General features: G+C 66.2%; 21 protein-coding genes and 1 tRNA gene. 11 read left to right on the top strand and 11 right to left on the bottom strand.

Annotation, left to right across the window (positions count from 1 at the left end; genetic code table 11):
- Nucleotides 1-150: 150 nt before the first annotated feature.
- Together ASC98_RS19515 and ASC98_RS19510 are read right to left on the bottom strand one after the other, a co-directional pair.
- Nucleotides 151-1,245, bottom strand: coding sequence for a sensor histidine kinase (locus ASC98_RS19515; RefSeq protein ID WP_056820365.1), 1,095 nt, complete (start codon nucleotides 1,243-1,245; stop codon nucleotides 151-153).
- A gap of 214 nt (nucleotides 1,246-1,459) precedes the next feature.
- Entirely contained in the window at nucleotides 1,460-1,858 is a 399-nt protein-coding gene (locus tag ASC98_RS19510; RefSeq protein ID WP_157598151.1) for a hypothetical protein, read from the bottom strand.
- A 110-nt stretch (nucleotides 1,859-1,968) separates the two neighbouring features.
- Here ASC98_RS19510 and ASC98_RS19505 point away from each other — a divergent pair, with 110 nt between their 5' ends.
- Entirely contained in the window at nucleotides 1,969-2,442 is a 474-nt protein-coding gene (locus ASC98_RS19505) for a hypothetical protein (RefSeq protein WP_157598150.1), read from the top strand.
- Nucleotides 2,443-2,555: 113 nt separating this feature from the next.
- Here the strand turns inward: ASC98_RS19505 and ASC98_RS30620 are convergent, their stop codons facing one another.
- Both ASC98_RS30620 and ASC98_RS19500 read right to left on the bottom strand, forming a co-directional pair.
- Nucleotides 2,556-3,200 carry a hypothetical protein gene (locus tag ASC98_RS30620; protein WP_157598149.1) on the bottom strand — a complete coding sequence of 215 codons (645 nt, stop codon included), beginning with the start codon at nucleotides 3,198-3,200 and terminating at the stop codon, nucleotides 2,556-2,558.
- 355 nt (nucleotides 3,201-3,555) lie between these two features.
- Nucleotides 3,556-4,602: a site-specific integrase gene (locus ASC98_RS19500; RefSeq protein ID WP_056807168.1), complete on the bottom strand. Its 1,047-nt coding sequence runs from the start codon at nucleotides 4,600-4,602 to the stop codon at nucleotides 3,556-3,558.
- Nucleotides 4,603-4,722: 120 nt separating this feature from the next.
- Between ASC98_RS19500 and ASC98_RS19495 the strand changes: the two genes are divergently transcribed.
- From ASC98_RS19495 to ASC98_RS19475, 5 genes are all read left to right on the top strand, one after another.
- Nucleotides 4,723-4,797, top strand: a tRNA-Arg gene (locus ASC98_RS19495).
- A 163-nt stretch (nucleotides 4,798-4,960) separates the two neighbouring features.
- Nucleotides 4,961-6,184: a tyrosine-type recombinase/integrase gene (locus ASC98_RS19490; RefSeq protein ID WP_056807164.1), complete on the top strand. Its 1,224-nt coding sequence runs from the start codon at nucleotides 4,961-4,963 to the stop codon at nucleotides 6,182-6,184.
- A 104-nt stretch (nucleotides 6,185-6,288) separates the two neighbouring features.
- On the top strand, nucleotides 6,289-6,489 hold the full coding sequence (locus ASC98_RS19485) for a hypothetical protein (protein ID WP_056807161.1): 201 nt from the start codon (nucleotides 6,289-6,291) through the stop codon (nucleotides 6,487-6,489).
- Nucleotides 6,490-6,695: 206 nt separating this feature from the next.
- Nucleotides 6,696-6,911 (top strand): hypothetical protein, encoded by a 216-nt coding sequence (locus ASC98_RS19480; RefSeq protein WP_056807158.1) that lies wholly within the window; start codon nucleotides 6,696-6,698, stop codon nucleotides 6,909-6,911.
- Between the two features lie 407 nt (nucleotides 6,912-7,318).
- The gene (locus tag ASC98_RS19475) at nucleotides 7,319-7,552 is read left to right on the top strand and encodes a hypothetical protein (RefSeq protein WP_056807155.1); all 234 of its coding nucleotides are present in this window, start codon (nucleotides 7,319-7,321) and stop codon (nucleotides 7,550-7,552) included.
- Between the two features lie 61 nt (nucleotides 7,553-7,613).
- On the opposite strand, the gene ASC98_RS19470 is transcribed toward ASC98_RS19475, so the two are convergent.
- A complete protein-coding gene (locus ASC98_RS19470) occupies nucleotides 7,614-7,940 on the bottom strand; it encodes a hypothetical protein (RefSeq protein WP_056807153.1) in 327 nt (108 codons plus the stop codon).
- 483 nt (nucleotides 7,941-8,423) lie between these two features.
- Entirely contained in the window at nucleotides 8,424-8,864 is a 441-nt protein-coding gene (locus ASC98_RS19465; protein ID WP_157598148.1) for a hypothetical protein, read from the bottom strand.
- A 350-nt stretch (nucleotides 8,865-9,214) separates the two neighbouring features.
- Here ASC98_RS19465 and ASC98_RS19460 point away from each other — a divergent pair, with 350 nt between their 5' ends.
- Entirely contained in the window at nucleotides 9,215-10,180 is a 966-nt protein-coding gene (locus tag ASC98_RS19460; RefSeq protein WP_056807140.1) for a DUF535 family protein, read from the top strand.
- A gap of 63 nt (nucleotides 10,181-10,243) precedes the next feature.
- Here the strand turns inward: ASC98_RS19460 and ASC98_RS19455 are convergent, their stop codons facing one another.
- Together ASC98_RS19455 and ASC98_RS19450 are read right to left on the bottom strand one after the other, a co-directional pair.
- Nucleotides 10,244-10,858, bottom strand: coding sequence for a dihydrofolate reductase family protein (locus ASC98_RS19455; protein WP_056807136.1), 615 nt, complete (start codon nucleotides 10,856-10,858; stop codon nucleotides 10,244-10,246).
- A gap of 73 nt (nucleotides 10,859-10,931) precedes the next feature.
- On the bottom strand, nucleotides 10,932-11,732 hold the full coding sequence (locus ASC98_RS19450) for a sigma-70 family RNA polymerase sigma factor (protein WP_056807133.1): 801 nt from the start codon (nucleotides 11,730-11,732) through the stop codon (nucleotides 10,932-10,934).
- An 89-nt stretch (nucleotides 11,733-11,821) separates the two neighbouring features.
- On the opposite strand from ASC98_RS19450, the gene ASC98_RS19445 reads away from it, so the two are divergent.
- Nucleotides 11,822-12,418 (top strand): ATP-dependent Clp protease proteolytic subunit, encoded by a 597-nt coding sequence (locus tag ASC98_RS19445; RefSeq protein ID WP_056807131.1) that lies wholly within the window; start codon nucleotides 11,822-11,824, stop codon nucleotides 12,416-12,418.
- Between the two features lie 175 nt (nucleotides 12,419-12,593).
- A complete protein-coding gene (locus ASC98_RS19440; protein ID WP_162249332.1) occupies nucleotides 12,594-15,611 on the top strand; it encodes a response regulator in 3,018 nt (1,005 codons plus the stop codon).
- Nucleotides 15,612-15,618: 7 nt separating this feature from the next.
- Here ASC98_RS19440 and ASC98_RS31135 read toward each other — a convergent pair whose 3' ends face one another.
- A complete protein-coding gene (locus ASC98_RS31135) occupies nucleotides 15,619-16,476 on the bottom strand; it encodes an ABC transporter substrate-binding protein (protein ID WP_162249331.1) in 858 nt (285 codons plus the stop codon).
- A 240-nt stretch (nucleotides 16,477-16,716) separates the two neighbouring features.
- Here ASC98_RS31135 and ASC98_RS31130 point away from each other — a divergent pair, with 240 nt between their 5' ends.
- On the top strand, nucleotides 16,717-17,238 hold the full coding sequence (locus ASC98_RS31130) for a hypothetical protein (RefSeq protein WP_235581322.1): 522 nt from the start codon (nucleotides 16,717-16,719) through the stop codon (nucleotides 17,236-17,238).
- Nucleotides 17,235-17,441: a hypothetical protein gene (locus tag ASC98_RS19425; protein ID WP_056807116.1), complete on the top strand. Its 207-nt coding sequence runs from the start codon at nucleotides 17,235-17,237 to the stop codon at nucleotides 17,439-17,441. The genes ASC98_RS31130 and ASC98_RS19425 overlap by 4 nt, the downstream gene beginning before the upstream one ends.
- 139 nt (nucleotides 17,442-17,580) lie before the next feature.
- On the opposite strand, the gene ASC98_RS19420 is transcribed toward ASC98_RS19425, so the two are convergent.
- Both ASC98_RS19420 and ASC98_RS19415 read right to left on the bottom strand, forming a co-directional pair.
- The gene (locus ASC98_RS19420; protein ID WP_056807113.1) at nucleotides 17,581-18,213 is read right to left on the bottom strand and encodes a LysE family translocator; all 633 of its coding nucleotides are present in this window, start codon (nucleotides 18,211-18,213) and stop codon (nucleotides 17,581-17,583) included.
- An 85-nt stretch (nucleotides 18,214-18,298) separates the two neighbouring features.
- Nucleotides 18,299-19,243 (bottom strand): DMT family transporter, encoded by a 945-nt coding sequence (locus ASC98_RS19415; RefSeq protein WP_056807110.1) that lies wholly within the window; start codon nucleotides 19,241-19,243, stop codon nucleotides 18,299-18,301.
- Nucleotides 19,244-19,333: the final 90 nt, after the last annotated feature.

The raw sequence follows: 19,333 nt of genomic DNA, 5'->3' as shown, positions 1-19,333 counted from the left end.
CCAGGCTCGCAAAGCTCGTCTGTTTCATGCCGCCATCCTCGCCGTCCGCAGCTCATTCGGCCATCGAGATCTGCCCGAATAAATCAGTGGTTCCTTAGATGACGTGTAGGCGATCACGACATCGCAATGGCCGGCGCTTGAGGCGAAGCATCATCCCTCGACAACGCGCTCCGGCAGCCGCACCTGGATCGTTGTCCCCTGACCCGGTGCGGCCGTGACGACGAGCGTCCCGTGCTCGGCTTCGACACGAAACCTCATCCCGAGCAGGCCGTAGGCCGAGGTCGACGGCGAACTGGTGTCGAAGCCGACGCCGTCGTCTCGCACCGTCAACTCCGCCACCCCATCGCTGGACACCAGATCGAGCCAGAGGCTCGTCGCCTTGGCGTACTTGCTGATGTTCGTGACGGCTTCCTGAACGACTCGGTAGACCACCAGTTCCGCAGCCGGCTCCAGCTGCACCACCGAGAGCGCACAGTTCACCTTGACGCCGGAGCGCTCGGCGAACTCGCGCGAGAGGATTTCGAGCGTGACGGCCAGCCCCAGGTTGTCCAGGGTCGACGGACGCAGGTTCTCGATGATGTTGTGTTTCAGCGCGATGCCCTTGTTGAGCGTGTCGACCAGGTGCGCCAGGCGCTCCACCACCTCGGGCGCACTCTCGGTCACACGGGCCTTGATCCGAGCGGCATCGAGCTTGGCCGAGATGAGCAATGCGCCCATCTCGTCATGCAGGTCGCGCGCCAGCCGGGCGCGTTCCTCTTCACGCGCCGTTTCGATGTGATGGGTCAGCTTGACAAGCTGCGCGGTGCGCGATGCCACCTCGACCTCCAGCCGCTCGCGCTCGATCTGCACCACGCGCTGAAGCTCGTCTTTGACACCTTCCTTCTCTTGCTCGAGCGTCAGGCCCTGGCGCAAGTACAGGAACAGCACCACGAGCCCGGCAGCGCTCAATGCCCCCGCGCCAAGGCGATTGAGCAGCAGCGTGCGATGAATGTCCGACTGGCTGTCCAGTGCCGTCGTTCGCAGCTCTTGCAGCGTGGTCTTGCCCGATCGCAGCGCGCTGAGCTGTTCCAGCACGCCCGTCGACTGCCAGTACGAGCTCTCGCCGATCAGCACGATGGACAGGGCCGCGACGAAGGCGACCGGAAGCAGGATCGGATTGCGCTGGATGACGTCGCGGATGAGCATGAAGATGCTCCGCTTCGTCGTGCTCATCGAGTGCACGCCGGCAGTGCGGGGGAAGTTCATGGTGGGCTCCGATGGTCATGGAGACTACCACCCGTTTTCGACCCGTGAGTTCAGTTTTCACTCGCCTGCCAATGCGCGCGCAATTCGTCGTTGAACGCCGTCCAACGCTCTTCGGAGTTCCGAATTCAGCGAGTAGACCAGCCGAAAGCTGCCGTTCTCTGCCGGCAGCAAGTGGCCGACAAGTGCCGTAGAAACGTGCGCGCCGTCCGCTAGGCTACGCACCTGGAAACGCTTCGACGAAGGCAGCTTCACCCGTCATCGTCAGCCGCGCACCTTCGGCCAGCACCCGGACGATGCAGCCGTTGTTGAACTTGAAGCGGGCTTCAACGGTGCTGGAAGCATTGAAAGGAACGGGTATCAGACGAAGTTCGCATGCGCCGTCGACCCTCAACGAGCCGTCAACAATCCAGCCCTCTCCAATATCCGGCGCGCCGGTCAGGCGCGCAGATGCGAACTCGAGGTAGCCCGGTTGGACCCACCCCGTCCCCTCGTCGCTGCCAGGCACTCCATCAGAACGATGGAGATATGCAGCCTCGAAGTTGATGGTCACAACGCCGCCCGTCGACAGGACGGAAGACACCCTGGAATCGTGAAGTTCGAGGCTGCAGTTCATGCTGACATTCTGTCGTGCTTGAGCTGCCCGAAACCCGACACTGACGAATGACTGGACCTGGCCGACAGTGTATGTTCGGCGCATCTCCAGCGAGCCGCCGGTCGCTGGCCATGCCGGCTCCGCTGTGCGACCGCTTGCAGGGCGACCGTCGAAAGGGCACAGTCGGCCAGAACCGGTCGGCCGTGAGCGGCAGCTTTCGGATAGGCTACCGCATGTTCTCCGCAGCACGAGCTCTTCGCTCCCTAGCGAATTTGCGATTTCGCATTCTGAACTTAGCGACGATTCAGGAGGTATCCGCCGAGACGTTTGAGCCTGTGTTCAAGCAGTTGGTCTCTAGCGGATGGAAAGTTCGCTCGAGGTACGCGGGATTCGACGCCGGCGTCGACTACGACTGCTTGTGCTTGCGCAAGGGCTTCGCCACTCTGAAGTGCGAATGGGACAACTGGTCCGAATGGAGCATCGAGGGGAAGCGGCATCTGATCGAGGAGATTGCTGACCGCAGCAAGCTTCCGATCACATACGCATGGCGCTGGGCCGATGCGCTCCACCGGAAGACATCTCCGCCCGCCGAGCTCAAACATTGAGAGACTGCAGCCGTCCACAACCGGTCGCTCGCGACTGCCGGCTCTTGGCCATCTCTTTTGGACAATGTGAGAACACCATGGTTTGCAAGACCACGATCGCGTCGTCCGGCAATCTAGCTGGCGTTCAGCCAGCCGCTCTTCAGTTTGACCATCCTTTCGCCAGGTCCAGTCTTCTTTGCTTCTACTCGGTAGTAGTGAGTGGGCTTCGGAACGAACGGCATCTTGGCCTCCAAGATTCGAAGTCGCGAGACAAAAGCCGGATCGGTATCTGATGCGCCGAACAAGAAGGTCGGTTGAAGAAACACCTTGCGACCGCCAATCGACACCCCAAGACTGCTTCCGCGTCCGAAGTGGGTTCTGGACCCACAGTGCGTGGGATTTGGCATCGATTTCCACTCAAACGAATACGACACGTATAGGCTGACCGGTCCAAGCGATTGCTTGGGCCGCTGCTCATCCGCAAGGGCGAACTCAACCGCATCCGCCAATCGATCTGTCTGCAGTTCCCAGTTATGAAACCCACCAGAGATGCTTGTCACTGGCCCAAAGGCCTCGACAGCTTGGGTTCGGGTCGCCTCTACTACCGCCGCATCGGTCCACTGGCTCGGTCCCCAGAGCGTCAGTCTGAGCGGCGACCCAAGCTCCGAAATCGTCTGCTCATCAAGGAAGGACTGAACTGATTCCCAAGCCCTTCGAGGAATTCTTGCCCTTGGCCCATGACCATGAGAAACAGATTTGGGAGGGTGATACGCGATCATGCTCGTTCAGAAGGCAAGGAGTAGCAGCTCTGGTGCGTCGAAGGATACCTCCACGCTGGGGAAGCGAATGTCTGCTTGCGGGCGCCAAGTTTGACGACGCGAATGTCCGTTGAGGGTCGATAGCTCCGCTTGGCTGCTCGCGACAGCAGCCATTCGACCAGGTCAGCACTGGTGTAGCGGCGCTGTCCGCTCGGCCGTGACTGAGCAGATCCAGCGCGGTTCGCGACGAAGGTCTCCTTTCAGTCCGGGCTGTCGTTCGGCCGCCGTCCCTGACCGACCGCAACCAGCCCGAAGCGGTCGGCGCCGTCGAAGGTCCCGCAGACTGGATCTACGCTACACCTGACCCGGTCGATTGCTACCGCGACCGCGTGGAGTCGATGACCGCGGCGTGCAAGTCCTCAGGGCGCAGATTGGTGTAGCGCCGAAGGTGCCGCCAATCCTTGTGGCCGGTCACGAGCGCAACCTGCTGGATCTCGAAGCCTTCCTCGAACAGTCGGCTCGTTCCCTCATGCCTCAGGTCGTGGAAGTGCAGGTCCGGAATGCACAACGTCCGGCATGCCTCGGTGAAGTACTTGCTGACGGTTGACTCGCCGATCGGGAAGATCCGCGACTCGCCCGCAACCTGCGGCTGTCCATTCAGGATTGTCCAGGCATCTCCCAGCAGAGGAACCCACTGGTCATTGCCTTCCTTCTTCCGAGGATCCTTGCGATCCCGCACCAGCACAAGCCGTCGCTTCCGATCCACGTCGTCCCACTGCAGGCGCGCGATCTCACCGCGTCGCATGGCCGTCGCCACCGCGAATCGAACCACATCGGCGAACAGCTGGCCACGCACCTCGGTCAGGTGCGCGATGATCTGCACCAGCTCGTCTTCGGTCGGCCGCCGCTCGCGCTTGCCACCGCCACCGATCAGCGCGAGGTGCTTCAGCAGCGGACGCGCGGCAGCAGCCACATCGGGCAACACAACCTTGAGCCCCACGCCGGCGTACCTCATCGCGGTGCCGAGCTTGCTGATCTCCATGTTGCACGTGTACGGTCCCGCACCTTCGTCCCGGCGCATCTGGCAGTACCCCACCAGATCCTTCGGCGTCATCACCATGGCGTCGAGCTCGCCCAGCCCTTCGACCAGGTACTTCAGCATGTAGTGCTCGTTGCTCGTGTCTGGAATGGGTCTCGACCGATCACGCAGATCTCGATAAGCAGAGATCACGTCACGCAGCAGCAAGGTGCGGCCCATGACAGACGTGGCAGAGGGAGCCTTGCCACGATCAATGTCGCCCTCGACCTGGCGTGCCCAGACATCTGCCTGGGCCTTCGTTTTGAAGGTCTTGCAGTACGATGGATGACCTTTGCGGCGAATCAACGCGCGCCATCCCTCACCCACTTTGATGATGCTTGCCATCGAGACTTGAGCGAGTGATACGGCGTATCACCGCGTATCACTGAGGTTGTTGAAGCCGATGATATGCGATGACTCTCTCATAGGAGAGAGGCGAAAAATCAACGCTAGAATCCACCCCCACTCGCCGTAGTTCAATGGATAGAACGGCCGCCTCCTAAGCGGCAAATACAGGTTCGATTCCTGTCGGCGGGACCAGTGCACGGTCCAATAAAATCCAGTGTAGTCCCGTTTCCCCAGGGAAATCAACACTTCCGAGGGATCGGAAGTCTCAGGAAGTCCAAGCGACTCCAGTTGAATCTGAGCACAAACGGGGGTAACTTCAGGGGTAGCAGTTCGCTACCCCCGGAAAGTTACCCCGATGCCCCTCAACGACACCCAGATCAAGAAGGTCAAGGCCGGCGAGAAGCCGCTGAAGCTCTATGACGAGCGCGGCCTCTACCTCGAGGTGCGCGCGACGTCGACGGGCACCTCGTCGAAGTGGTGGCGGCTGAAGTACCGCTTCGACGGGAAGGAGAAGCTGCTCTCACTGGGCACCTACCCCGAGCGCAGCCTCGCGAAGGCGCGCGACGCCCGCGACGAGGCGCGCGCGCTACTCGCGGCCGGCACCGATCCCAGCCAGGCGCGCAAGGACGAAAAGGTCGCGCGCGCGGTCGCCGCCTTGAACCACATGGAGGCGGTGTCGCGTGCCTGGCTGAAGGAGCGCGCCGGCGCGTGGACCGAAGGCACGCTCGACGCCATCACGGCATCGCTCGAGAACCACGTCTTCCCCGAACTGGGCAAGCTGCCGATCACGGAGATAAAGCCGGGCGACATCCGCCGCATCGTGAAGGCCGTCGAGGCTTCCGGCGCGTCGGAAACCGCGGGCCGCGTCTTCCAGCGACTGCGCGCCATTTTCCGGCACGCGATCGCGCACGAACTGCTGGAGGTCGACCCCACCTACTCGCTGAAGCCATCCGAGGTGCTGAAGCCGCGGAAGACCCGCCACCGCGCGGCGCTCTCAGAGCAAGACGCGCCGGCGTTCCTTCGCAAGCTCGACGCATACGAAGGCGACCAGAACACGAAGGCCGCGCTCGCGCTGCTGATGCTGACCGCTGTGCGGCCGGGCGAGCTGCGCGGCGCGCGATGGGCCGAGTTCGACCTGAAGCGCGCGCTGTGGCGCATTCCGGCCGAGCGCATGAAGATGCAGACAGCGCACGTGGTGCCGCTGTCGACGCAGGCCGTCGCGTTGGTCGAGTCGATGCGGGAGCTGACCGGCCACCGCGACCTCGTCTTCCCGTCGCCCTTCTACCCCGAGAAGCCGCTCAGCGAGAACACCTTCAACAGCGCGCTCGCCCGCATGGGCTACAAGGGGCTCGCCACCGCGCACGGCATGCGCACGCTGTTCTCCACCTGCGCGAACGAGGCCGGCTGGAGCGGCGACATCATCGAGAAGCAGCTGGCCCACGAGGAGCGCGACGAGGTGCGCGCCGCGTACAACCGCGCGCAGCACTTGGCCGAGCGCGCGAAGTTGATGCAGTGGTATGCCGACCACCTCGACAAGCTGCGCGAGGGCGCGGACGTGATCGCATTCAAGGCCGCCTGACCCTTCAGGCGCCGGCGCCTCGGCGGTCCCGAGGCAAAGCGGGCCCGCCCGGTGGTGGAATACCTGGCGAGCCCTACCGCAACCCACCTCACAACAGGTGAATCATGGCAACCATCAAGTCTACAGAACGTGACGATTCGTCGTTCCCGCACCTCTACCAGTTGAACGGGCGATACCGGATCGATCCAGCGAATTCGAACGACGACCTCCTCAACGATGTCGGCTGTTTGCTGGAGGCAGTTGAGGGCGTGCTTCAGGGCATTGTCGACAACAACGACGACACGAGCACCGCTGTGCTTGCCTGAGCAGTTAGGCGACGACTGATGAGCTTCGGCATCCATGCCTGAGTGATTTTGCAGCTTCGACTACGCGCAGGCGCCTCCGCGGACCATGTGGCTGCGCAAGCCGGCAGATCTAACTGAATGGGCGGCGCGCGGTGTTGCAGCACGGCGGCGTCGCGCGCACCATAGTGCCCTGGAACAGGATCGTTCCTTCAAGCAGAGGGGCTCGCATGCGAAACTTGAAGTGCTTCGACGTCCACGGAGTATCCGTCGACGAACTGCTGGTCGGGTTCAACGATCAGGCAGACGAGTTCGGCATTGCCGAGGAAGATGTCATCTCGATCAAGGTTCTTCCTGCGGAAGCCGGGCACATGGTCGTGAGGGATGGGACCAAGCCCATCACCAACCTAACGCGACTGGTGATCTTCTACTGGTCCAGCCGCTGAGCGACGCATGTCGGCGGCCTGGGGTTGCCGAGCAGCCCTTGCGGCCCTCGTTGATCTCGCGCACGATGTAGCCGTGTAGAGAATCGGAGGTTCAGTCACCGGGAGGCTCGATGCCCTGGCAGAAGTTTCAGTCCGGCCAACCGGCGAAGCCAACGCCGCCTATCGAGGAGTCGGCATCGACCTCGTTGCAGGCTGGGACGTCGCGAGCGATGGCTACCGTGTGCATGCCTATGTTCATCTCGGGAATGTCCTAACGAAAGTCGATACGAGCAACGTCGACGCCGCGATGAACGGCAGGCGTTCGATGAGGGGTACGGTATTGCCGTGCAATTCGTCGAAGCGGCTTCGAAGACGCAGCCGTGAGCGGGTCGCGCCGGCAAGTGGGCTCATGCAGGGGGAGCAGCAACATGCCCGAATCCTTCGTGAAGGTGTCCGGTATCGATCCGCGATACACGCATCACTGTGAGCCGGACAGGACACCTGACGGCCGCTTCGCCGTGAAGGTGGTGATCGAGCGGGCCGACGGTGCGGCGCCGATGAACATTCGCGTGACGCCAAACGCGCCGACGTTCGAGACGGCTCGTGAAGCAGCGGATGCTGCATACGCGGAGGGCGAGCGCTGGGTCGAGCGTCACGGTTGAGACCCGGCAAGCCTGCTTGAACTGCCAATGCAGTACCGGGCGCCCCTCGGCGAGCAGCGCGTCAGCGCGTGCGCAGTGCCTCCAGGATCTCGTGCACGTCGTTGATGGCCGCCATGTACCTGGCGACGGCCTCCCTCTCTTCCCACAGCGTCAGCATCTCGGCCTCCGAACGCAGCGCCTCAGAGATCACGGGTGGCAAAGCCTGGATCTCGGCGGGGCGGCGCGACCACGCCAGCACCGCGACCAAGTGTTCGCGCGCCACGGGGCGCAGCTGTCGCACGACGATCGCCTTCGGCGAGTGATCGGTGCCTTCCACCTGCAGATGCTCGCCAAGCTCGTGGAGCCTCTTGAGCCAAGCGGCGGCACGTTCGAGGTCTTGAAGGGTCATGGTGAGTTCCTGAGCAGAGGAGCGGCGAGCATGGCCGGATCGGACAGGTGTTTTCCCTCGATTGACGCGCAGCCCTGCGCGGCTAGGCGTCCACGCAACAGCGCGGCACTGGACTGTTGCACTGCCGGGTCAAGGTGTGCCCGATTGGTCAGATGGCTCAACGGGTGGATGAGCGGTTGGAAAGCCCTGACAAACGTCTGCTGCACTGAGCAGATAGACCAACGGCGACCGCCAGAAGAGAAATCCGAATCGAACGCATGGCACGAGCCCTTCATCGAGGGCGCTCGGCCGGCGGCCGATCTCACGCCCATCAGGTGATGGACTTGCACTGGGGTAGCTTTGGGGGTAACCGAAACACCCGAAAGCAGAAACCACGAATATCCACGCGGCTCAGCGCTCAACCTGCGATTCCTGTCGGCGGACCAGTGCGCAGTCCAATGCCAAGGCCATTGGCGTCCCCCACGGACTGGGTGCCCAGTCCGGTCAGTCGGACTCCGAGCTCGGCTCGGCATCCGATGAATCTGGCTCTGCTCGTGCCAATGCAGCGGCAACCCAGCCCCGTGCCGTCACGATGGAAATTGCAGTATCGGGATGGGTGAACTTGACGTCGTAGTTCCCGCCGACGAAATCCGTCGGGCTCACCGTGACGGTATAGGCCGCCGGACACCCCCATCGCAGAATGAGCGCCCGAAGCGCGTCGGCACTGCCGTCGAAGCGAACATTCCGAACGTTGCGCTCCCGGACCATCTGCACGACCTCCGCGCGTTGCGCCGTTGCGCCGAATGCGGATTCGATCTGTTCGCGCTGGGCAACCATCCGCGGGCTGTGATTCAGCGTCGACTGCGGCGCCTCGGCGCCTGTTCGTCGCTGAACGTCGAGCCGCCGGTGGACGCGGTCAGGGGCGGGATCCACAGGGTGTTTCATGGGCTTGTCGCGGGCTGACGGTGCAGGCGAATCTAGAAGCCCCCGCACCGCGGCGCCATCAGCGCCAGGCTGAAACCGGTTGGCATGAAGTCTGAGCCTGGCCCGCAAGCCACCCGGCGACCACTCGTCCCGGTTGGCCAGGCTTCGAACCAGCCATTGAAGTTGAGAAGCGCACGGGCGTCGCGTCGAACTGAAGGCACTGGCAAGGCGCTCCCGTCCTGCGTGACTTGAACCACGCGCCACCGCTGATTCGTTCGTAGGATAGATTGCGAACGAAGTTTGCCGCATGGTAAAGTTTTGTGAACAAAATCCGATCGCGATGCGACGGCAAGGCCTGAGGAGACCTGAAGATGTTCGCGAACGCCGCGCCTGCGACGTGGAGAGGGGGTTCGCTGTTCTCGCGAATCGACGATGGTGCCGGCGGGCGCTGGGCCACCGTCCGGAGGGCACTGAAGTTCTATGCCAGGCTCGCCCTGCGCCGGTCCAGTGTCGACAGCTGCATCCGCTACTTCCATGCGCTGTCGGCCGAGACCGCCCAGCAGTACCCCATCGAGCTCCACCTGAGGCCCCTGCGGCCCTACCTCTGCGCCAACCTGCCCGTGCGCAGGCGAGTCGATTGCGTGGTGTGGCACTTCAACTGGCTGCACAACCATCTGCCGCCGGAGTTTTTACGCGGCGCCCCGATCCTGCTGCCGCTCCCCGAGCCCGAGTTTCCCGGCGTCAGCCTGGTGCTGCGTCACTCCGCTTCGCAGAGCCGGGAAGGCGAACTCAGCCTCGACCTGATGTTCACCGGACGTCGCGTCATGTCCGCGAATTTCAGCATCGTCAGCGGGTTCGTCGAAGAGGGCCTGCGACCCGGGCAGAGCGCCGTGCTCGTCGGCGGCTTCCAGGGGGTTCGAGGAACCGAGCACGAGGTGCGCGAGATCGGTGCGGCGATGCAGAAGCTCAGGCCCGGCGCGCTGCTGATCTGCGCTCTGCAAGGCCTGTGCGCCGGATGGGGGCTGCCGGCCCCGATGACGGTATCGAGCAAGGGGCACGTGACGGCCCGCTACGGTCGGGCATGCAAGATCCAGCTCGACTACGACGAGGTCTGGCGCGATGCCGGCGCGAGCCGCCTCAGCGAGCGATGCTGGCGACTGCCGGCCGTCCCGCAGATCAGGCCCGAACACGAGGTCGCGTCAAAGCACAGGGCGCAGCACCGCCGTCGAAGCGCGTTGAAGCAGCGCCTGTTCGAGCAGGTGCACGCTGCCGGACAAGAGGCGCTCGTTCGCCCTTGCGCGCCGGCGACCGATGTCGACAGCGCCTGGCGGCCTTGAGCGGCCTTCACGTCGTAGTGGCCCTCGCCGTCATCGGTCGGGGGCGCGATCACGTCGCCGACCTCAGGCTCCGATCTGCCCGTAGGTCGGCTTCCCGCTGCGCTCGAGCCGGTGGTAGGTCGCTCCCTTGCTGCTGGTCGCCGACTCGACCTGCCTGAACGCCGCCGGCACCGTGCCGCTGCCGAAGAGCCGTTTGCCCGAGCCCAGCACCAACGGGAAGATGAACAGCCGGTACTCGTCGATCAGGTCGTTCTTCAGCAGCGTCTGCATCAGGTCGGTGCTGCCCCAGGTCTGCAAGGTCTGCCCGGGCTGCTCGCGAAGCTTGCGCAGCTCGGCGACCACGTCGCCCCGGACCAGGCGGGCGTTGTTCCAGCCGACACGATCGAGGCTGCGCGACACCACGTGCTTCGGCCGCGAATTGAGCGCGGCCGCGATCGGGTTGCCCGGGTCGGTGATCCTGGGCCAGTAGTTGGAGAAGATGTCGTAGGTCTTGCGACCGAGCAGGAAACCGTCGGCGTCCGAGAACCCCTCGGTGATCAGCCGCCCCATGACGTCGTCGGTGTACGGGCCCTGCCAGCCGCCATGCTCGAAGCCCCCCTCGCGGTCCTCGTCGGGGCCGCCGGGAGCCTGCATGACGCCGTCCAGGGTCAGAAATGCATTCACGATGATCTTGGGCATGAGTGTGTCCTTTCGAGTGTGTGCTGCCATCGACACGACGAACCACACCGACCCGGATCGACACGACCTGCCGTCACGGCCCTGCGGTCTGCAGGTCGCGCTCGGGTTGCACGCCCAGCGGCAACACGCACAGCGTGACGCCGTCCAGCGTGAGCAACAGCCCCAGTTGCCCACCCACCTGCACCACGCCGCTGGCGGTGGTCGCAGCCGGTGCCGGTGCGGCATTGGCCGCGACGGCCGACATCCCCGTCGACGCACGGACGGGCGGCTGGCGCAGGATCGCCCACAGCGCCTGCGGATCGCGCAACTGCAGCGACTGCAGGTACAGGCGGAAGACCGCCTCTTCGCTCGAATCGAGCTCCGGCGCGGCGCGGCGCTTCGCTGCAGCAGCCGCCTCCTGCAACCGCAGCAGCGCCCGCCGCAACTGCTGCCGGCTGCCCACCTCGGACCTGCCGCCGGCCCGCGCGATCTCGGCATGACCGACCTCGAACACCTCGTGCAGCAGCACGGCGGCACCGTCCGCAGGCGTCAGCTCGGCGGCCAGCAGTCGCAACGCGTGCGCGGCCTCTTGCGAGAGCGCCGCCTCCGTCTCGGCCGACGGCGATGCGCCTGCGGTCTCGTCGTCGGCAGCCCTCTCCGCCAGCCAGTGCTGCATCCAGTCTCGTCGCCTCAGGCGGTCGATGGCCAGGTGGCGCACCACGGTGTGCAGCCAGGCCTGGGCAGCGTTCAGTGCGAGCGCATCGGCCTCGAGCGCGCGGACGCAGGCGTCCTGCACGGCGTCCTCGGCCTCCGCCGGTCCCAGCAGGCGGGTGGCCGCACGCACCAGCCGGCGGCGGTCGGCGTCGATCAGGGCCAGCTGGCGTTCATCATGCATCTGCGCAGCTTGCCACAGCCCGGCCGCCGGCCGGTGTCACGACAGCCGCGCCTCGTTCGTCAAGACAGTTCAACCACCAGGACCCCTCGATGGAAACCCCCGACCCCGCCACGCCCTCCAGCGCCACCGAGCCGCGCACCTCCTACCTGGAGGAAAAGGCCTTCAAGGCACGCACCCTGCTGATCTTCGGCACCGTCACCGACGTGACCGCCGCCGACGTGACGCGCCGGCTCATCGCTCTCGACGCCGACAGCGCCGACCCGATCGACGTGCTGGTGAGCTCGCCCGGCGGCCACCTGGAATCGGGCGATGCCATCCACGACATCCTGCGCTTCATCGCCGCGCCGGTGAACATGATCGGCACCGGCTGGGTCGGCAGTGCCGCCACCCACCTCTACCTGGCCGTGCCGCGCGAGCGGCGCTACTGCCTGCCCAACACGCGCTTCCTGATCCACCAGCCCAGCGGCGGCGCCGGCGGGCCGGCCACCGACATCGCGATCCAGGCCGTCGAGATCATCAAGGCCCGCGAGCGCATCGCCCGCACGATCGCGCGCGAGACCGGCAAGTCGCTCGAAGCGGTGCTGGCCGACATCGAGCGCGACCGCTGGATGTCGGCCGAGGAAGCGGTCGAGTATGGGCTGGTGTCGCGGATCATCGAGCGCAAGACCGAGCTCAGGTCCGCCTGACGCAGCCGGCGACGCGATGGCCCTGGGGAGAACCCCGGGGTCGTCGATCCCGTGCGCGGCTATGCTGGCCGCAAGCCGGGACCCGCCGGAACCGGCGGTCCGAGCGAGTTCACCGATGATCCTCCAAGAACCTGCATCGGATTCCGCGCCCCCGCGGCGCGGCTGGCTGGCTTCGGTGTCCCGGATCCCGGGTGGCGGCATCGCGATCGCGCTGCTGATCCGCGTGCTGCTGTTCAGCACCGTCGTCACGCTGGTGCTGACCATCCTGCAGCTGACGCTGAGCTACCGCAGCGAGCGCGCCCGCCTCGAAAGCCGCTTCGGCGAGATCGACCAGGCCAGCTCGCGCAGCCTCAGCGAAAGCCTGTGGGCGCTCGACTCCAAGCAGCTCGAGGAGCAGCTCGAAGGCATCGTGCGCCTGCCGTCGATCCGCGCCGCCGAGGTGCGCGAAACGGCATCGTCCTCGCATGCGCTGACGGTGCTGCGCGGCGAGCGGCAAACCAGCCGGTCGGTGGTGAAGGAGTTCCCGCTCGCCTGCTGCGGCGCGCATCCGCAGGTCATCGGCGTGCTGCACATCGAGGCCACGCTGACCGACATCTACCGCGACTTGGCGGCGCAGGCCGTCGTGATCCTGCTCAGCAACGCCGCCAAGACCTTCCTGGTCGCGCTGTTCATCCTGTTCGTCGTGCACCGGCTCGCGACCCGCCACCTGCTGGACGTCGTCGCGTCGATCGGCCGCGTCACGCCGCAGGCGCCGGCGCCACCGCTGCAGCTGCGCCGGAAGCAGGTCCGCGGCGATGAACTCGACCAGCTGGTCGACGCGCTGAACGCGATGCGCGAGCGGCTGGCCCAGCATGCCGCGGAACTCGGCAACGCGAACGCCCGCATGGCGATCCTGCTCGACAACATTCCGGACCTCGCGTGGGTGAAGGATGCCGACGGGCGCTACATGGCCGTGAACCGCGCGCTCGCCACCACGCTCGGTTTCGAGCACCCGTCCCAGTTGATCGGCAAGACCGATCTGGACCTCCATCCGCCCGAGCTCAGCCGCGCGTACCGGCTCGACGATGCCGAGGTGATGGCGTCGACCACCAGCAAGCGCATCGAGGAGCAGCACGTCGGCGCCGACGGCAGCAGCGCGCGGGTCGAGACCCTCAAGACGGCCTTGCGCGACCGCGACGGCCGCGTGATCGGCACGGTCGGCATCGCGCGCGACATCACCGCGCGGCAGCAGGCCGAGGCCGACCGCGTGGCGCGCCGCGCCGCCGAAGCGGCCAACCAGGCCAAGAGCGATTTCCTGGCCAACATGAGCCACGAGATCCGCACGCCGATGAACGCGATCCTCGGCATGTCGTACCTGGCCCTGCAGAGCGGGCTCGACCCGCAACAGCTCAACCAGGTGCAGAAGATCCACGGGGCCGCGGAATCGCTGCTCGGGATCATCAACGACATCCTCGATTTCTCGAAGATCGAGGCCGGCAAGCTCGACATCGAGTCGATTCCCTTCGACCTCGGCGACGTGCTCGAGGGCCTGGGCCACCTGGTCGGCATGAACGCCGAAGAGAAAGGGCTGGAGCTGCTGATCGCGCTGCCGCCGAAGCTGCCGCGTGCGCTGGTGGGCGACCCCTCGCGGCTGCGCCAGGTGCTGCTGAACCTGGGCTACAACGCCGTCAAGTTCACCGAACGCGGCGAGGTGGTCATCGCCATCGTCGTGGCCGAACGCGATGCCGGGACCATCGACCTGCGCTTCGAGGTGCGTGACACCGGCATCGGCATGACGCCCGACCAGCAGCAGCGCCTGTTCCAGCCGTTCACGCAAGGCGACGCATCGACCAGCCGGCGCTACGGCGGCACCGGCCTGGGCCTGTCGATCAGCCGGCGCCTGGTGGAGCTGATGGGTGGCGAGATCGACGTCAGGAGCACGCCGCAGCAGGGCAGCAGTTTTCGCTTCACGCTGCGCTTCGCGCTGCAGCCGGAGCCGGACGAGCCGCCGGCGTCGCACGAAGCGGCGCTGCGCGGCCGGCGTGCGCTGGTGGTCGACGACAACGCCTGCGCGCGCGAGCTGCTGGCCGGCATGTGCAGCGCGCTCGGCCTCGACATCGACAGTGCTGCCGAGGGCCACGCCGCGTTGCGCATGGCGCGGCAGGCGGACGCCGACGGCAAGCCGTACGACCTGGTGCTGCTCGACTGGAAGATGCCCGGGCTCGACGGCGTCGAATGCGCACGCCTGCTGAGCCAGCAGGAAGACCGTCGCCACGCGGCGCCGACCGTGCTGATGGTGACGGCCTTCAGCCGCGACGAAGCGCAACGGCAACTCGCGCAGAAGCAGGTCAGCGTCGGCGCGCTGCTGACCAAGCCGGTCTCGCCGTCGACGCTGTTCGACGCCTGCGGCGAGGCGCTGGGGCTGGCGCTGCCCCGCGCACCGCGCGTGGCACTGCGCCAGGAGGCCCTGCATGCGCACCAGGCGCAGCTGCGCGGCGCGCGCATCCTGCTGGTGGAAGACAACCCGATCAACCGCGAGATCGCGCTGAGCATCCTGGGCCGCGCCGACATCGCCGTCAGCGTGGCCTGCGACGGCCGGGAGGCGCTGCAGGTGCTGGCGGACCGGCAGGTCGACGGTGTGCTGATGGACTGCCAGATGCCGGTGATGGACGGCTACGAGGCCACGCGCGCGCTGCGCCAGCAGCCGCAATGGCGCGAGCTGCCGGTGATCGCGATGACGGCCAATGCGCTGGTCGGCGACCGCGACAAGGTGCTGGCCGCCGGCATGAACGACCATGTCGCGAAGCCGATCAACGTCGACCAGTTGTTTGCCACCCTCGCCCGCTGGATCCATCCCGCCGCGGCGGTGCGGGACGACGCGCCGGCGATCGATCGCGCGGCCGGCATCGCCGCGACCATGGGCGACGAAGACCTGTACCGGCGCCTGATGCGCATGTTCCGCGACCGCGAGACCGACTTCGTGCCACGCTTCCGGGCCGCCCGCGCGGCTGGCGAGATGGCCACCGCGATGCGCATGGCGCACGACCTGAAGAACGTCGCCGGCACGCTGGCCGTGCGCGGCGTGCACCACGCGGCGGCGGAACTCGAGCGTGCCTGCATCGACGAGATCGACGACGCCGGTGTCGAGCCGCTGCTGCGCCAGGTCGAGCGGCTGCTCGGCCCGGTCATGGCCGAGTTGCGCGCGCTGGGCTGAGCGCCGCTCAGCGCCCGCGCTTCGCGTCGTACCAGAGTTCGGGCCGGTCGGACGGCGTCCCCGGCGTCAACAGCGGGTTGCGCAGCTCGATCACGGTGCGCGTCTCGAGCTGCGCCTTGCGCAGCCACTCGCCGAAGTACTGCTGGAACAGCTTGTCGAACGAGCCGTCGGCGATCGCCTTCTCCAGGCCCGCGCGGATGTCTTGCGCGAGCCGGGTGTTCTTGCGGTTCACCATGAAGTAGGCGTCGTAGAAGTAGTGCAGCGCGAGGTGCGGTTCCACTTCCAGCGTGTCGGCATTGAGTGCCTGCTCCTCCCAGATCTCCATCATGCTGCGCGGGAAGTAGTCGAAGCGCTTGCCGGTCAGCATCTTGAACAGGCCTTCGTACTTCGGGGCGGTGATCACGTCGATGCCGTTGGCCCGCAGGATCTGCGTGTCGGGCCACTCCTGCCCCTGCGCGATCCGCAGCCGCTTCAGGTCGGCCAGCGTGTCGACGCCGGCGACGCGGCCCTGGTCGCCCTTGCGGATCAGGCCCAGGCGCCAGCCGAGCAGGCCCTTGTTGATCGGGATGTAGACCGGCAGCAGGCGCGCCTCGCGCTCGGCGGAACTGGGGATCGGCCCGACGTCGATGCTGCGCCCGGCCTCGATCTCGAGCACCTGCCGCTCCTGGTTCATCGGCGTCTCGGCCGGTTGCGTGCGGTAGTCGGTGCCGCTCTTCGACAACGCGAGCTCCAGCAGCTGCAGCGCATAGTCGTAGCGGTGGTCGCCTTCGAACTCGGGTTTCGGAACGCGGACCACTTCCACCGCGGAAGCGGCCAGGTGGGCGGCGAATAGCAGGCAGGCCAACAGGCGAGTCGCCATGTGCATGATCGTCTCCTCGACTTTCCGGGACGAAGCGATGATATGCGGGACCTGTGCCACCGCGGTTGAAGGCTTTCCAAGATCGTGTCGTGGGGCGTTGCTTCGATGCAGGAAGGAATCCACAATCCGCCAGCTGCCTCCGAACAAGCGGACGGACAAGTCCTCTGGCCGATGCGGCCCATGTGGCTCGTCTGCGGCAACCAGAACGAGGAGACAAGCGATGTCAGACCTCGGCGAGGTCATCTCTTGAGTGCCGCCGGGCACGCGCGGATGGCGCCCGACATCAGTACGGCGGCACGGGCCAATGCAGTCAGCGTCGAAAACCTGATCCGCAACGACGCCATCGAGACCGGCGCTTTGATCGCGGCGAACGGCACAACTCTTGCGAAGCGCACCGGTCATACCGACCGTGTCCCGTTCACGGTGCAAGAGCTCCTGGGCGGTGCCGGCGCCACCTTCACGCACAACCACCCGCGGAACACCGGTCCCAGCGTCGGCGACGTCATGATCGGATGCGAGTTCAGGTTTCACGAGATCAGGGTCGTGACGCGAAACCATCGATACATGGTCGGGCATCTCGATCGGATTAAAGTCGCGGACCTCCAAGCCGAATACGCCCGGGAGGAAGTTCGGATCGACCGGCTGCTGCGGGATGAAATTCGCTGCAATAAGCTGCATCCGAACGATTTCGCATGCGAACTGGTTCACCGAACCTGGCAGCGCTTGTCCGGCAAGTGGCACTTTCAATACAGGAGAGAAGAATCATGAGCGCCAGCTTTCTTGTAGAAGCCCCAGACGGCACCTTCATCCGGAAGACCCGCGAAGAGTTGTTGCCCGAGGATCGCCTCGTGTTCGACGGACCGGGCGCGTTCAGCGGCGTTGAGGCAGCCCAGAGGCGACTGGATGACGATATCGCGGGCGCTGGTGGCCTGGAAGAGTGGAAGGCCAAGGCGCCAGCCAGCGCGTCTTAGAGCACGAGCCCCTCTCGCCTTTGACGTGCGTTTCACGGCACAGGCTCTCGTCGCGTTGCGCGGCACCAGGGCTGTTTCCTGTCACCGGGCGCGCGGGTGCTGATCGCGGAGATCGGCGAAGCGGCCGCGCACCGCCGACTCACGCGTCCGGCGCGGTCGCGATCAGCCGGACCCCGAGCCCGAACAGCACGACCCCGGCCGTCCGGTCGACCCAGGTCTTGCAGCCGAGGTAGACCTTGCGCGGCCCCTGCGACGACAGCAGCAGCGCGACGAAGGCGTACCAGCTGGCTTCGACCGCGAACACCGCGGCGACCAGCGCGATGCCGAAGCCGACCGAGTAGCTGTGCGGCAGGAAGGCCGCGAACACGCTGCCGTAGACGATCGCGGTCTTCGGGTTGCTGAGCTGCGTGGCGAGGCCTCGCCACAGCGAACGCCCGAACTGCCGCGGCTCGTCGGCACCGCCGGACTGCAGCGCCAGCGGTTCGCGCGCGCCGCGGAAGATCAGGAAGCCGAGGTAGCACAGGTACAGCCCGCCGCCGAGCTTCAGCGCGACATACAGCGTCGGCACCGCCATCAGCACCGCCTGCAGGCCGAGCAGGGCCATCGTCGCGAACGCCATGCCGCCGAGGCCCATGCCGAGCGCGGCCGCGACGCCCTGCGAACGCGAGCCGGCCACCGCCATGCGCGCCACCATCACGAAACTGGGCCCCGGGCTGACGACGCCGACGGACAGCGCGGCGACGATGCCCGCGAGGGCGATGAGTTCTTGCACGATTCGGATCTCCTGTTGAAAAGAAAAGGCGGCGAGGAACCCCCTCGACGCCGGATTGTCGCGACCCGCGATGGGTGCGGGTGGGTCAGGTCCTGCGATTGGTCAGCATCACGCCGAGCACGCTCAGCGCGCCGCCGAGGCCCATCGACACGGTGATGCTCTCGCCGAGCAGCAGCGCCGCCAGCGTGACGCCGAACACCGGCACCAGGTTGTTGAACACCACCGTGCGCGACGGGCCGATGGCCTTGACGCCCTCGCCGTACCAGACGAAGCCGAGCACGGTGCCGAACGCGCCGAGGTAGACCACCGCGGCCCAGACCGGCCAGGGCACCTGCCGCCACGCGAGCTCGGCCAGATCGCCGGCCGACCCGAGCAGCAGGAACGACAGGCCCCACAGCGCGGCCCAGGTCGTCGCCACCAGCGGGCTCAGCCCGGCGAACGCGATGCGGCCGATCACCGTGTAGGCGGCCCAGCTGAACACCGCGCCGAACATCAGCAGCTCGCCGGCACCGATCGATTGGCTGATGTCGTGCCAGGCGGCCAACGGGCTGCCGCGCGTGATCACGACCACGGCGCCGGTCAGCGCCAGCGCGATGCCCCCCCATTGCAGCGGCCGCAGCCGCTCGCGAAACACGAGGCTCGCGGCGATGGCCGTGACGACCGGGTTCAGCGCGACGAACAGCGCGGTGCGGCCGGCCGGCATGCGCGAGAGCGCCGAGAAGAAGCACAGGTTGTACAGGAAGATGCCGGTGAGCCCGAGCCCCGCGGTGGCCAGCGCCTGCCGCCAGCTCAGCCGGGTCAGCCCGCCGGCCGAGCGCCAGGCCAGCGGCAGCAACAGCGACACCGCAACGCCGAAGCGCAGCACCGCCGCGACCGTCGGCGGCATCGCCTGCGCAAGCGCCTTGCCGGCGATGAAGGTGCCGCCCCAGAACAGCGCGACCATCACCAGCCTGGCGTAGACGAGGGAAAGGTTCGGCTGCTCGCGCGGCGGCAGAGCGGGGACGGCAACGGGAACGGGAACGGCGGTCATGGCGGGGCGAGGGATCGTGGTTCGGCGCGAATGCTAGTTTTCATGAGGGGTCATGGTCAAATGAGCAAACGCTCATACCCTCCCCGGAGC

The sequence above is a fragment of the Rhizobacter sp. Root1238 genome (assembly GCF_001425825.1).
In the GTDB taxonomy this organism is placed as follows: domain Bacteria; phylum Pseudomonadota; class Gammaproteobacteria; order Burkholderiales; family Burkholderiaceae_C; genus Rhizobacter.
Note: the sequence above shows the minus strand (reverse complement) of the source record. Positions and strands in the feature narration are given on the sequence as shown.

What these genes read in the sequence shown, in the direction of transcription:
- ASC98_RS19515 (WP_056820365.1), bottom strand. Translation starts at nt 1,245, where the DNA reads ATGAACTTCCCCCGCACTGCCGGCGTGCACTCGATGAGCACGACGAAG.
- ASC98_RS19510 (WP_157598151.1), bottom strand. Translation starts at nt 1,858, where the DNA reads ATGAACTGCAGCCTCGAACTTCACGATTCCAGGGTGTCTTCCGTCCTG.
- ASC98_RS19505 (WP_157598150.1), top strand. Translation starts at nt 1,969, where the DNA reads ATGCCGGCTCCGCTGTGCGACCGCTTGCAGGGCGACCGTCGAAAGGGC.
- ASC98_RS30620 (WP_157598149.1), bottom strand. Translation starts at nt 3,200, where the DNA reads ATGATCGCGTATCACCCTCCCAAATCTGTTTCTCATGGTCATGGGCCA.
- ASC98_RS19500 (WP_056807168.1), bottom strand. Translation starts at nt 4,602, where the DNA reads ATGGCAAGCATCATCAAAGTGGGTGAGGGATGGCGCGCGTTGATTCGC.
- ASC98_RS19490 (WP_056807164.1), top strand. Translation starts at nt 4,961, where the DNA reads ATGCCCCTCAACGACACCCAGATCAAGAAGGTCAAGGCCGGCGAGAAG.
- ASC98_RS19485 (WP_056807161.1), top strand. Translation starts at nt 6,289, where the DNA reads ATGGCAACCATCAAGTCTACAGAACGTGACGATTCGTCGTTCCCGCAC.
- ASC98_RS19480 (WP_056807158.1), top strand. Translation starts at nt 6,696, where the DNA reads ATGCGAAACTTGAAGTGCTTCGACGTCCACGGAGTATCCGTCGACGAA.
- ASC98_RS19475 (WP_056807155.1), top strand. Translation starts at nt 7,319, where the DNA reads ATGCCCGAATCCTTCGTGAAGGTGTCCGGTATCGATCCGCGATACACG.
- ASC98_RS19470 (WP_056807153.1), bottom strand. Translation starts at nt 7,940, where the DNA reads ATGACCCTTCAAGACCTCGAACGTGCCGCCGCTTGGCTCAAGAGGCTC.
- ASC98_RS19465 (WP_157598148.1), bottom strand. Translation starts at nt 8,864, where the DNA reads ATGAAACACCCTGTGGATCCCGCCCCTGACCGCGTCCACCGGCGGCTC.
- ASC98_RS19460 (WP_056807140.1), top strand. Translation starts at nt 9,215, where the DNA reads ATGTTCGCGAACGCCGCGCCTGCGACGTGGAGAGGGGGTTCGCTGTTC.
- ASC98_RS19455 (WP_056807136.1), bottom strand. Translation starts at nt 10,858, where the DNA reads ATGCCCAAGATCATCGTGAATGCATTTCTGACCCTGGACGGCGTCATG.
- ASC98_RS19450 (WP_056807133.1), bottom strand. Translation starts at nt 11,732, where the DNA reads ATGCATGATGAACGCCAGCTGGCCCTGATCGACGCCGACCGCCGCCGG.
- ASC98_RS19445 (WP_056807131.1), top strand. Translation starts at nt 11,822, where the DNA reads ATGGAAACCCCCGACCCCGCCACGCCCTCCAGCGCCACCGAGCCGCGC.
- ASC98_RS31135 (WP_162249331.1), bottom strand. Translation starts at nt 16,476, where the DNA reads ATGCACATGGCGACTCGCCTGTTGGCCTGCCTGCTATTCGCCGCCCAC.
- ASC98_RS19425 (WP_056807116.1), top strand. Translation starts at nt 17,235, where the DNA reads ATGAGCGCCAGCTTTCTTGTAGAAGCCCCAGACGGCACCTTCATCCGG.
- ASC98_RS19415 (WP_056807110.1), bottom strand. Translation starts at nt 19,243, where the DNA reads ATGACCGCCGTTCCCGTTCCCGTTGCCGTCCCCGCTCTGCCGCCGCGC.